The sequence below is a fragment of the Pseudomonas pharyngis genome (assembly GCF_021602345.1).
GTDB lineage: Bacteria > Pseudomonadota > Gammaproteobacteria > Pseudomonadales > Pseudomonadaceae > Aquipseudomonas > Aquipseudomonas pharyngis.
On sequence record NZ_BQID01000015.1, the window covers coordinates 89962 to 102088 of the forward strand.

14 protein-coding genes are annotated in these 12127 nt (G+C 51.8%); 5 read left to right on the forward strand and 9 right to left on the reverse strand.

The genetic code is table 11. From position 1 onward, the window contains the following. The first annotated feature begins 125 nt into the window (after positions 1 to 125). Positions 126 to 959, forward strand: coding sequence for an undecaprenyl-diphosphate phosphatase (locus tag L6D74_RS24900; protein WP_236190855.1), 834 nt, complete (start codon positions 126 to 128; stop codon positions 957 to 959). Between the two features lie 23 nt (positions 960 to 982). On the opposite strand, the gene dusA is transcribed toward L6D74_RS24900, so the two are convergent. Next, a complete protein-coding gene (gene dusA, locus L6D74_RS24905; protein WP_236190856.1) occupies positions 983 to 2002 on the reverse strand; it encodes a tRNA dihydrouridine(20/20a) synthase DusA in 1020 nt (339 codons plus the stop codon). A 102-nt stretch (positions 2003 to 2104) separates the two neighbouring features. On the opposite strand from dusA, the gene L6D74_RS24910 reads away from it, so the two are divergent. The 3 genes from L6D74_RS24910 to L6D74_RS24920 are packed head-to-tail and all read left to right on the forward strand — an operon-like array spanning position 2105 to position 7580. Beyond that, positions 2105 to 3184 (forward strand): site-specific integrase, encoded by a 1080-nt coding sequence (locus tag L6D74_RS24910; RefSeq protein ID WP_236190858.1) that lies wholly within the window; start codon positions 2105 to 2107, stop codon positions 3182 to 3184. Between the two features lie 54 nt (positions 3185 to 3238). Continuing rightward, positions 3239 to 4627, forward strand: a complete 1389-nt coding sequence (locus L6D74_RS24915) for a KAP family P-loop NTPase fold protein (RefSeq protein ID WP_236190859.1) — start codon at positions 3239 to 3241, stop codon at positions 4625 to 4627. Position 4628: 1 nt separating this feature from the next. After that, positions 4629 to 7580 (forward strand): NACHT domain-containing protein, encoded by a 2952-nt coding sequence (locus L6D74_RS24920; RefSeq protein WP_236190860.1) that lies wholly within the window; start codon positions 4629 to 4631, stop codon positions 7578 to 7580. Between the two features lie 63 nt (positions 7581 to 7643). Here the strand turns inward: L6D74_RS24920 and L6D74_RS24925 are convergent, their stop codons facing one another. The 8 genes from L6D74_RS24925 to L6D74_RS24960 all read right to left on the reverse strand — a co-directional run bounded on the left by L6D74_RS24925 (position 7644) and on the right by L6D74_RS24960 (position 11566). Then, the gene (locus tag L6D74_RS24925) at positions 7644 to 7910 is read right to left on the reverse strand and encodes a pyocin activator PrtN family protein (RefSeq protein ID WP_236190861.1); all 267 of its coding nucleotides are present in this window, start codon (positions 7908 to 7910) and stop codon (positions 7644 to 7646) included. Positions 7911 to 7922: 12 nt separating this feature from the next. Next, on the reverse strand, positions 7923 to 8678 hold the full coding sequence (locus tag L6D74_RS24930; protein WP_236190862.1) for a DNA cytosine methyltransferase: 756 nt from the start codon (positions 8676 to 8678) through the stop codon (positions 7923 to 7925). Further along, entirely contained in the window at positions 8675 to 9145 is a 471-nt protein-coding gene (locus L6D74_RS24935; RefSeq protein WP_236190863.1) for a hypothetical protein, read from the reverse strand. Before L6D74_RS24935 ends, L6D74_RS24930 begins: the two co-directional genes overlap by 4 nt. Continuing rightward, a complete protein-coding gene (locus tag L6D74_RS24940) occupies positions 9142 to 9522 on the reverse strand; it encodes a pyocin activator PrtN family protein (protein ID WP_236190864.1) in 381 nt (126 codons plus the stop codon). The genes L6D74_RS24935 and L6D74_RS24940 overlap by 4 nt, the downstream gene beginning before the upstream one ends. Further along, entirely contained in the window at positions 9515 to 9655 is a 141-nt protein-coding gene (locus tag L6D74_RS24945; protein WP_164486587.1) for a hypothetical protein, read from the reverse strand. The genes L6D74_RS24940 and L6D74_RS24945 overlap by 8 nt, the downstream gene beginning before the upstream one ends. Before the next feature lie 25 nt (positions 9656 to 9680). Further along, positions 9681 to 9962, reverse strand: a complete 282-nt coding sequence (locus L6D74_RS24950) for a phage antirepressor KilAC domain-containing protein (protein WP_236190865.1) — start codon at positions 9960 to 9962, stop codon at positions 9681 to 9683. Positions 9963 to 9972: 10 nt separating this feature from the next. Next, the gene (locus L6D74_RS24955; RefSeq protein ID WP_236190867.1) at positions 9973 to 10563 is read right to left on the reverse strand and encodes a hypothetical protein; all 591 of its coding nucleotides are present in this window, start codon (positions 10561 to 10563) and stop codon (positions 9973 to 9975) included. 253 nt (positions 10564 to 10816) lie between these two features. Beyond that, positions 10817 to 11566: an XRE family transcriptional regulator gene (locus tag L6D74_RS24960; RefSeq protein ID WP_236190869.1), complete on the reverse strand. Its 750-nt coding sequence runs from the start codon at positions 11564 to 11566 to the stop codon at positions 10817 to 10819. Between the two features lie 100 nt (positions 11567 to 11666). Here L6D74_RS24960 and L6D74_RS24965 point away from each other — a divergent pair, with 100 nt between their 5' ends. Beyond that, positions 11667 to 11891 (forward strand): helix-turn-helix transcriptional regulator, encoded by a 225-nt coding sequence (locus tag L6D74_RS24965; RefSeq protein ID WP_045123078.1) that lies wholly within the window; start codon positions 11667 to 11669, stop codon positions 11889 to 11891. Positions 11892 to 12127: the final 236 nt, after the last annotated feature.

The following is a 12127-nucleotide window of genomic DNA, read 5'->3' on the forward strand; positions in this document are numbered from 1 at the left end:
TAAGACATATTCTCCGTCCCCGAGTCGGGCAATGGGTGCGCATCTGCCAATTGTTTTACTTCAGATACTCAATGCCTGAATGCATTTAACAGGGCGCCCGCAAAGAGCGCTCTGACGGAGGATTAATGGATTTACTGACCTTGTTCAAGGTGCTGATTCTTGGGGCGGTAGAAGGCCTGACCGAGTTCCTGCCCATTTCCAGTACGGGCCACCAGATTATCGTTGCCGACTTGCTGGAGTTCGGCGGTGAACGCGCCATGGCGTTCAACATCATTATTCAACTGGGCGCCATTCTGGCCGTGGTCTGGGAGTTTCGCCCGAAGATCATCGAGATCGTCAAAGGCCTGCCGACCCAAAGCAATGCCCAGCGTTTTACCCGCAATCTGCTGATCGCCTTTTTCCCGGCAGTCATTCTCGGCGTGTTATTCGCCGACACGATTCATGAATACCTGTTCAACCCGATCACCGTAGCGGTCGCATTGGTCGTGGGGGGCATCGTGATGTTGTGGGCCGAGCAGCGCGATCATGTAGTGAGCGTCGACCATGTGGACGACATGAAGTGGGCCGACGCGCTGAAGATCGGTTGCGTACAGTGCCTGGCGATGATTCCGGGCACGTCGCGCTCCGGTTCCACCATCATCGGCGGTCTGCTGTTCGGCCTGTCACGCAAGGCCGCCACGGAGTTCTCGTTCTTCCTGGCGATGCCGACCATGGTCGGCGCTGCGGTGTATTCCGGCTACAAGTACCGCGAACTGTTCCAGAGCAGCGACCTGCCGGTCTTCGCCCTGGGCTTCGTCGTAGCGTTCATCTTCGCGATGATCGCCGTGCGCGGCCTGCTGAAGTTCATTGCGAACCACAGCTACGCCACTTTCGCCTGGTATCGGATCGGCTTCGGCTTGCTGATCCTTGCCACCTGGCAATTTGGTTGGGTCAACTGGACGGCGGCCGCAGCCGCCTGACCCTCAGCCGCGCAGGCCGGGCCTCAACGCCCGGCCAGCAACTCCGCCGCCTGATCCAGCAACGCCAGCGGATCCTTGGCCTTGTGGATATCCACCGACAACAACTGACGAAACTTGCGCGCCCCCGGGAACCCGGTGCCCAGGCCCAGCACATGCCTAGTGATGTGATGCATCGCGCCGCCGGCCAGCAAATGCTCGGCTATATAAGGCCGCAACTGCGCCAGCGCCTCGGCCCGGCTGATCACCGGCGCGGTACTGCCGAACAACTGCTGATCCACCTCGGCCAGCAGATAAGGATTGTGATAGGCCTCGCGCCCCAGCATCACCCCGTCAAAGGTCTGCAAATGCTCATGGCAGGCCTCCATCGTCTTGATCCCGCCGTTCAGAATGAACTCCAGCTCAGGAAAATCCGCCTTCAACCGCGCCGCCACGTCATAACGCAACGGCGGAATGTCACGGTTCTCCTTCGGCGACAACCCCTCCAGAATCGCAATCCGCGCATGCACCGTAAAACTGGTGCACCCGGCATCGCGCACCGTGCCGACGAAATCGCACAGCTCCTCATAACTGTCCCGCCCATTGATCCCGATCCGATGCTTCACCGTCACTGGAATCGACACCGCATCCCGCATCGCCTTCACACAATCCGCCACCAACTGCGGATGCCCCATCAGGCACGCACCGATCATATTGTTCTGCACCCGATCACTCGGGCAGCCAACGTTCAGATTCACCTCGTCGTAACCATGCTCCTGCGCCATGCGCGCGCAAGCGGCCAGGTCCAGCGGGACACTACCGCCCAACTGCAACGCCAGCGGATGCTCGGCTTCGTTGTGACGGAGGAAACGCTCGTGATCGCCGTTGAGCAGAGCGCCGGTGGTGACCATTTCGGTGTAGAGCAGAGCGTTTTTCGACAGGATGCGTAGGAAGTACCGGCAGTGACGGTCAGTCCAATCCATCATCGGCGCCACACTGAAGCGGCGAGATGGCTCGGAACGGGTATGGCTAATGTTTACGGGCGCTTCAGGTTTTTCGAAATTCATTGATACTGATCTTTTATACAGCGGTTTTTACCCATTTTTCCTTGTTTTCTGAGGTCGCTTGCTACAATGTAGCAAGCGAATTCGGCAATGTAGCAACTGGAAATGGGCACGATCACATCACGCAAGCGCAAGGACAACTCGACGGCCTACACGGCGCAGATACGGATCAATCGGGACGGGCGCACAGTTTATCAGGAAAGCCAAACCTTCGACCGAAAGCAGGTTGCGCAGGCTTGGATCAAACGGCGTGAGACGGAGCTGGCAGAGCCGGGTGCAATTGAGCGTGCAAACCGTAAGGGTGTGACGATCAGGAAGATGATTGAGCAGTACCTCGACGAGTACGAGAAGATCCGGCCACTGGGCAAGACCAAGAATGCGACTTTGAAGGCGATCAAGGATACCTGGTTGGGGGATCTCGACGACTCGGCTCTGACCAGTCAGAAACTCGTGGAATTTGCTCAGTGGCGGATGAGTAAGGAGGGTGGCGCAGTTCAGGCGCAGACGGTCGGTAATGATCTCTCGCATCTGGGTGCGGTTCTGTCCGTGGCGCGACCGGCGTGGGGCTACGAGGTAGATCCGCTGGCCATGCCCGACGCGCGCAAGGTGCTGCGAAAGCTGGGAATGGTGAGCAAGAGCAAGGAGCGTAACCGTCGGCCGACGCTCGACGAGTTGGACAAGTTGATGGGGCACTTTTTTGAAATGCAGGTTCGTCGACCTGAGTCTATCAACATGCCGAAAATGATTGCATTTGCACTCTTCTCGACGCGCCGGCAGGAGGAGATCACGCGGATCCGCTGGGATGATCTCGACGAGTCCCGGCAGGCCGTCCTGGTGCGTGATATGAAAAACCCCGGACAGAAGATTGGCAACGATGTGTGGTGCCATTTGCCGGATGAGGCTTGGACGATCCTGCAGAGCATGCCCAGGATCGAGCGGGAGATCTTTCCGTACAACTCCAGGTCCGTATCTGCATCGTTTACGCGGGCGTGCCCGCTCTTGGGGATTGAGGATCTGCACTTCCATGATCTGAGGCACGAAGGTGTGAGTCGTCTGTTTGAGATGGACTGGGACATTCCTAGGGTGTCAAGTGTCTCTGGGCATAGAGACTGGAACTCATTGAGGCGTTACACTCACCTTCATAAGCTAGGGGATAAGTATTTGGGTTGGAAGTGGTTGCTCTAGACTTATATAGTAAGATTCTATTTAAGCTTTAATGGATTGGGAGTTATTCTTCACATGGAGTTATCTGTTCTGCTAGATGACCTGCCTACTTTGGATGATAAGCTGGCCTGGGATTGCGAGCTTGAAAGAATTTCCAATAGGGTGGCTAATTGCTCTGCGCCGCATGTGCTTGGGATTCATGGAAACTGGGGGAGCGGTAAAACTAGTTTTATGAGACAAATGCAGCATCGATTAGGCGGGAATTTCGATGAAGATGGCTCTGTGTGTAAAGGTAAATATTTCAAAAAACATCAAGCCAATAAAGGTGTAGTAACTGTTTGGTTTGATGCTTGGCGTTATCAGAATGAATTGACGCCTGTGGTGGCGCTGCTGCAAGAAATTCGTCGCCAACTATCGGTTATGCCTATTGTGAAAGCGAAGTTTCTGAAGCTGGGAGAGATTGCGTTACGTTATACATTAGATGGTTTGAGTGATGTAGGTAAAGCCATTGGAGTTGAAGCTGTCCCAAGCGGAGAAAAGATACAGAAAATTGGAGAGCAGTGGGAGCTTCAGCATCACGCACAAATATTAAACTCAGATTCTATACGTAAACATCTTCACGAGACGATTCTAAGCCTCTTGCCCAAAGGTAATAACTCTCGAATTGTAGTGTTTATCGATGATCTTGATCGTTGTAATCCCAAGGCAGCGTTCAGATTGTTGGAGGGGTTGAAGATTTATCTCAATATCCCAAGCTGTGTGTTTGTTTTAGGTATGAATGAAAGTGTTCTGACTGATGCTATTAGAGAGGAGATTTCCGCCCCTGGAAATGCCAGCCTTGGCGAGTTAAGCTTGCGAGCAAGTCATTACTTGGAAAAAATATGTACTGATATTTATAGGCTGCCTCTCCCCCCAGACTCAAGTGCTTTATTTAGTTTGCTGTTGTCAGCTTCCGTATGCACGGATTATGTTAATGCATTTAATTTGTGCGTGGGCGACAAAATTTGTTTGCCACCAAATCCACGACGACTTAAAGCATTGGCAAATCAGTGGGCGAGATTCTCAGGCTGCATAAAATTTCCTGATACTGCTACTGAGCAGGGGATTTGGGCAGCGAGAGTTACTGTTGCAGCATATATTCATCAGTTTCATCGCGATCTATGGGAGCGATGGCATTTTGATCATGATTTTTGGATTGAATTTCTTGCTTGGTGTAATGGGGAGCGGAGTTTTAGCCCTGACGGCGAGTCAATTTCTCCTCCTTGGGCGTCGGCTCTAAAATTGAGTACGAGAATATTGAATCCACATACGGGTGTACTTCCAAATTGGTCACTTCAATACCCTAACCCTGGTGATATTGATGTATTATGGATCGATGAGCTTATACGGGTTTACGGTGATTATTTAAAGCCTGTAGATTTCAAGCCATTGCTTATGGGTAAGCAACTGGCAAAGGAAAATTAATATGAGTTATTTTATGTTCGATCTGCCAGATCTTTGGAGTGAGGTTGAATTACGGCCTTACTTAGGAGAAGTCAAGCGGCGACATGGTATTGTAGAGACACTTGCTCTACCTTCGATGCGAGATTTGCCGCCGGTTCAGATCGAAACTCTATTTGTATCTCCATTGCTTGCAAGTGTTCCAGTAGCTGCCGATAGCGATCCGGAAGGATGGCCAGTTGGAAACAACTTATTATTTGAGCTCCAGGATACTCGTCAGCTTGTTGTGTTAGGCGACCCTGGGGGAGGTAAAACGACGTTGAGTAACTGGCTCGCGTGGAGGTTGGCCGCAGGGTTAAACTCACCATTGCCTGAAGCTCTTAAAAATCGAGTCCCTATTCCGTGTGTATTACGCGACATGCCTGCGGACTTATTCAATATTGATGTAAAACTCGCTGACCTAACTTGCTCCGTAGCAGACAAATTATTGGGCGGCGCGGCAAAGCCAGCGGTAAAAGAAGCTTTAGTAAGGCGGGTAAATCAAGGGGCATATGTTCTTATTCTAGATGGTATTGATGAAATTCCTCTAGATAATCGAGTGGCAGTTTCGAACTGGATCAGAGAAGCATATCAGTTTGGCGGCCTAGTCTTAGCTACTTCTCGAATAGTTGGCTATGAGGATGGCCCCGTAGATCGTTTAGAAACAAACATCACTCATTCTGTTCCCAAGACTTACTCTGCAAAAAAATATGTAGACTTCGGGAGCGTCGTTGATGAAGCGATGTTGAAGGAGTATAAGAATAGTTTTACATATAGCGCTCGTCGAAGTGAAGTTAGGGGGCCTTTAAGGTGGGCGCATATAAGATATTTAATGCCTTTTGATCAAGAGCGGATTTCTGTATTCGCGGAAAATTGGTACCGTCAGCGTTGCGCTACACAGCAGGAGGCCTCTCAAAAAACAACAGACCTTCTAATAGCGCTGAGCAAATCTGAAGTTACACAGAAGTTAGCTAGGACGCCTAATCTGCTGAGCTTAATGGCAATAGTTCATCGTGAACGCGCGCATCTCCCAGATGGTAAAGCGCTTTTATATGAGGAGATTGTCAATGCTTACATAAATACAATCGATAAGCAGCGAAAAATCGCGCCTGGGGATACACTTGCACAATATGGTTGGAAAGATCGTAAAGCTTGGTTAGCTTATGTTGGCTTTAAGATGCAAGCAATGAGGAGTAGTTCGGCAGGAGATAGTCGTGATGCTGGAATATTGGTGGATGAGCATGATGTCAAGCAGTGGCTGAAAGATGCAATGGAAATTTCGGGGGTCGAAAATCCTGAGGTCGCAGCTTCAACCTTTCTCAATTGGGTTGCTCGCCGAAGCGGGTTGTTACTGCCAAGAGGGGAGGCTCGTTATGCATTCGTGCACTTGAGTTTTCAGGAGTACTTCTGCGCGTGTTATTTGGATTCGTGTATTGTTCGACCTGCTTTTGTTATGGGGAAGCTGCCAAAAAAAGCGTTGGTAACAAAAGAAAGTTTAGCTTGGTGGAGCGAGGAGTCTCATTGGCTTGAGACTCTAGTGTTTTTATTTGAGCTTTTGTCGGCTGAGCGCGACTCCGAATGGGTTGATAATTTAGCTGGAATAATATTTGGCGATGAAATTAATAGTGTAGCACTATTTGATCAGCCTTCAGAGCTGGCGGCTAGGCTTTTAAAAAATAAGCACATAAAGATAAGCAGCACTATTCGGAATGAGTTGGCAGTTTCTCTCGGGGCTTCTGCGTTGAGCGACTGGGAAGGTAAGCGGTTTAATAGTGACTCTGGCGTTTTGTTGTCTCTGCTGGACACCGGTTATGCAGTTGCAATTGATGACGTATTATCTGAAAAAATTGATGATGCTAATAAAGTTATTAGTAGTAAGCTTGTTGGCGAGCTGAGTGAAGTATTAGACCCAACCTTGGTGCGCGTATTGATTATTGAAACTGCTAAGCGTATTGATGTTGCGATTCTCAAAAAATTTACCAATTTGAAATATTTGAGGATCAAAGGTGCCGATATAAGGGACTCGTCTTTTTTGAAAGGTTTTACGGGGCTTAGGCTTTTACAGCTTGGTTCGCTTCCTCTCACAGAAATAAAGCCGCTGTCGTCGTTTAGAAATTTATATCATGTGGAGCTGCATGATATGGCTATCTCAGATGTTGAGGTGCTTTCTAGGCTTGTAATGATGCAGACTTTAGAACTGCACGATATTGCAGTGACGAATTTGTCGTCTCTCCAAAACCTTCGGAACCTGCTTTACTTGAGCGTTAAGAATGTCAATGTGACTGATCTAGGATTTTTGGCTAAACTTAAACAGTTGACTACTCTTCAATTGCAAGGGTTGTCTGAGCTTAATGTTTCTTCGATTGCTAGTTTAAAAAATTTAGAATATCTCAAGTTGGCGGATTGTCCAGTTAAAGACTTGTCTTTTCTTATTGGGTTGAAGCGTCTTAAAACCTTGGATTTAAGAAGTTTAGTGGTAGATGATGTAAAGGTTGTAGGTAAGATGAATGGTTTGGAATATATTTACATTATTGCGTGCAAGCTTGAATCTTTATCCTGCTTGAGTGGTTTGTCAAAATTAAAGGGGTTGGGTGTTCTTGATTTGCCTATTACCGATCTTGACTTTGTATCGGGTCTAAAAGAACTGCAGACACTTTATTTGTCACAGGTGAATGTTGAGGATTTGACTCCGCTTGCATCATTGAAGAATCTTACGAATCTTCAACTGTTTGAATTGCCTGTTTCAAACGTATCGCCATTGAGTCGTTGCAAGAATCTAGAGATTTTGACTTTGTCCTGTAAGGATGTTGTGGACGTATCGCCTTTGAAAAAGCTGCCAAAGCTTCATAAACTCTGTTTGGCGGGTTCCAGTGTAGAGGATCTTTCACCTCTGGAGAGTGTTGAGGGGCTTAAGGTTGAGTGGGAGATGCCGTACTGAAAAAGGGCACTGAACAGTGCCCTTTTATGTTTTTTTTGAATCGATCTCTTGGCTTATTGGGTTTTAATATCTCCCCATTAATCGATTTTGTTCAGTTGTGGCTTTAACGTGCTGCCGATCAATATAAGCCGCAAGATCCTTCAGGTGAACGCCAAGCCCAGCCTTCTGGCTTTCTGGGCCAAGGCGAACTACCGGGATATCGATCTCACCAGTAAGCCGTTTATTTTTAAACTTTTCAACCGTGAGGTTCATGTAGTCCGCACACACGCGGTCTAGAGGGATGACTGCTTGCCCGTTGTACTGGGCCATCAAAAGAAAAAGGGTGTTCATGCAACCTCCTGATCAATGATTGCGGGAAAGCGATTCGAATACGCTTGCTGCCACGAGTGGAACCTGTCCATTGCCAATGGCCTTAAGACGGTCCACCCGATGGGCCACCCCATCAGCCACTCGGCCCATTCCGGGTTCAGATGAACACCATCCAGTGCCATCACGGCGTGATCCAGGCGATCGTTCGAGCGATCGGCTCCGGATCGGCGAGTCAGTGCGGCAGGGGAGGATCCCTTTGCCATGCTTGCCACCGGTGTTGGCCAGCGTTTGACGGGTATTTTCTGCGATGAGCCAGATCCGGTCCCGCTGGTGAGGTGCGCCGAGGTCAGCCGCTCCGATAACACCCCATCGCGCGTCATACCCCATTTCGGCAGGGTCACCGAGCACCACGGCAAGTCCTCTTCCCACAAGCAGTGGTGAGTTCTCCAGTTCGACGTAGCGCGGTCGTACCTCATCGATAATTCGTGCCATCTGCCGCCACAGTCCGGAGCGGGAGCCGGCGATACCCAGGCCGTTGCCTGCAACCGAGATGTCTTGGCAAGGAAATCCTCCCGAAACCACGTCAACAAGGTCTCGCCAAGGGCGTCCGTCAAAACTACACACGTCAGACCAAATCGGGAAAGGCGGGAGCAGTCCATCGGTTTGTCGTTGCGCCAGTATTTGTGCGGCGTAGGCATCACGCTCAACGGCGCAGACGGTGCGCCAGCCGAGGAGGTTTCCGCCGAGTATTCCACCACCAGCGCCTGCGAAAAAAGCCAACTCATTCACGCAGCCTCCACAGTGACTTGCGCGGCGCCGGAGAGCGGTTGTCCAACCTTGTTGTCCTCAGTTCCTGGTTGCTGCAGCTGCGCAGCCATCGCTAGCACCTGTTCGCGCAGGGAGCGGGCATCACGCTCAAGCTTCTTGCCGGTACGAAAGGCGCTGAAGGTCTCGGCGGCGATCCGCAGCAGCTCGCCGATGGCGACCAGCGTATGGTGGTCGGCCGGGCCGAAGAGGGGGGCTGCTTCAAGTCGTTTGCAGGTTTGTGCCAAGCGAGTGTGATCGGCCCGGATAAACTGCAGGGAGGCCTGGAGCTCGCGGATGGTTTTGGCGCTTGCGGCGCGCTGGATGTCTTCACCCTCGCGCAGGCCTGTCTCCAGGCCATCGCTGCGGCCCATGGTGTAACCGCCCCAGAGCAGAAGGGCGGCCAGAACTATCAGGGTGACGAGTGCACCGATTTGTATTGGGGTCATCATGTGGTGTGCTCCTGGGATTGTCGTTGGCCGGTGGTGACGGCCGTCAGTGGTGTGGGGGGAACAGGGCGTTGGCCGTCGTGCTGTCGTTGCATGTCTTCATCCGCTTTGTAGGCGCGGATGTCGATCAGCGAGGCTACGTGGCGGATGTGCGCGTACTTCAACGCCTTGCGGCTGGTGTCCAGCGTGGTGATCGGAAGCTGGATTCGGCCGCTGTTGATCTCCGTCACGAACGACTGCTCGTTGAGATTGCGAAAGTACTGCTCGCGGACTTTTTCCAGCGGGATCAGGACATCACCGAAGATGCGATACAGCAGTTCAACGGTGGCCGATTCGGGCGCCGGATGCAGGCGAAGCGGATTCTGTGCAGCGTTACTCATGGCCTTGTCGAGCCTCCTTGCGTTGTTGTCGTGCCGGGTGGTTCCAGGCGTTCAGGCAATGGCGTCTGGTCAGCTCGCGCAGATGTTCGGGCACTTCGAGGAGCGCGGCGTTACGCTCCTCGCGTGTGCGCATAGCAACGATCTGGCGGGCGTACTCCCTAGGCCACGTCACGGCGATCTGCCGGGATGGCAGGAAGATCAATGTCCAACTGCTCGGCCAGCCAACGGATACCGGCCTGCTTCACCCGAGTTGACTGGCTGTACTGCATTCCGTGTTTCTCGTCATACCAGGGACTGTCCTTGACCCGCAGGTACGCTTTGTCGCGCTTCGGGTGCGCCGGCAGGTTTCCCTTGAGCAAACCTTTTTCCCGCATGAGTGCGATCAGTTTGGGGCGAGTGAGGCCGAGTTGAGCGGCTGCTTGGGCGAGGGTGCGTTCCATAAACGGTTCCTCAAGCAGCATGCGCAGCAGGAGTGGCCGCTGCAGCAAGGTGGTTGATGGACTCAATGAGCTTTGCGTAGATCTCGGCATCGGGGTCGTACAGGGTGAAGCAACATGTATGCGGGCTCTTGTTGCCGATGCTCAAGATGGCGGTGGCGCCGCGGCGCGAACGGGTGCGATGCAGCGCCACGTGCAGGGGAAGCTCGAAACCCATGTCGAGACTCAGCACACCGCCGGTGTGCACCAGTTCGAACACGCGCTGTTTGTCCTGGACTTCAAAACGGCCGTATTGACGATCGGCATGCGGGAGATGCACCAGGTCGCTGGAGTTGCTCGCGTCGAACGGACCGTTGGCAATCTCTTCGATGAAGTCGGCGAGTTTGAGGTGCATCTTCTTGTCGTTTTGCAGGGTCAGCGTGTGGCGTTCGCAACCCAGTTCGACGACAAAAGTGCTTTCCACTGTGCCGCGCTCAGCCTTTAGGCGAAACGCCAGGCAATCACGCTTCGGTGCTGTGCGCAGGATGTGGTTGAAGGTCTCGGTCAGATTGACCTGGGCATTGAGCAACTGCAGGGTGCGGTTGTCGATCTTGTACTTGGTCATGCCGCGTGCCCTCCACCGTTCGGATCGATAGGAGAGGACTGGCAGGACCTGGCAACAAGCTTGGGTTTACTGTTATGAATGACGACCAGACAGCCCGTGGCGAGCTGCAGCTGTTCGATCAGTTTGCGATTGCTGACGCATGCCGGATGGACATGCAAGGTTGCGGTGGTACGCATTGGTATTGCCTCGCTCTGTGGTAAAGAGTGAGGCAAATATCACGCACTGTGCTTGTTTGTGTCAACACATTATGTGATTAAAATAGCGCGGCACTGTGTAGAAATCGTGATGACTTCAATATTCCGCCTACGAGATGAATTTCTTCCACCTCTTGTTCTGCAATGTGAAGAGTTTCGTGATCGGTATTGACGCTATCCAGCCGGTACATTCCGTCTCGGAGATAAATAAACTCTTTGATCATCGCTTTGCCGGAGGACGTTCGAACTATGACCTCGTCACCGCTACTGAAGCGTTTGTTCGGCTCTATAAGAACGAACTCGCCATTTTTTATGCGGGGCATCAGGCTATCGCCCATGACTCTTATGCCATAGGCATCTGGGTCATCGCTATGTATGTTTAGGTAGCCTTCACCTTGCCCTGGTGGCGGTTCTACCGTGTCGAAGAAGCCCTCATTCCCAAGCTGCGCGTTCGATAGCACAGGTACCTTTCCATCCTTAGCCCAGCCTACAAGGCTGCTAACAGGTTGGTCTTTATCTTTCGATCTTCCGTAGTCCCTCACAAGACGGTCTTCCGACCGAATCCGACCTTGAATGGCGTCTGAGTACGACTCAACGTCGGAGCGATTTTTTCCTGCTACCAAGTCTGGAAAAGATACTCCCAATGCTTTCGCTATCTTTTGCAAGTCGTGGAGGTTGGGCTGACGAGCCCCTTTCTCGTAATTGCCTATCCGAGACTGGGATTCCCAACCGCAAGCGAAAGCAAGGGCTTGTTGGCTCATGCCCTTGGCTTTGCGGTATTGCTTAATACGTTCGCCGAGTGTGTTCATGTGCTTTTTTTACCACGCTATGAAATTATTTATCATCACTTTGCGTGTTGAAATATCTACGATTCGTGATTAAGATGGCTCCGGCTAATTGGAGGGCATCATGAATCTGATCGCTGAACATCGAGAGAAAGCTGGGATCAAGCAAAAGGAACTCGTTGTAGCTCTTGGATGGACTCAGGCACGTATAAGCAATTACGAAGCAGGACGTCGAATCGCAGGGCTTACGGAGTGCAGAGCCATTGTCAGAGCGCTCAATAAGTTAGGAGCGCCATGCAGTCTTGATGACGTATTTCCTCCGGAAATGGAAGAGTCCCAAGCCGCATAGAAAAAAGGCGACCCTAGGGTCGCCCAGTTTCTCCCGACAGCATCACCACAATGCTATCGGGTCGCGATGTCAGTAGGTGCGCACACCACATGCCGCCGACTTTCATCGCGTTTCCAAGGCTCGGAAGCCTTGGTGTTGCTGCCGTTCTTACCACAGAGCTGGCAGCTGTTGCGCCAGGGGTGAACAACGGATTGTTCGCCCCGGCACGGTGCCGGTTATCCCCTGCAAGGGTTCCC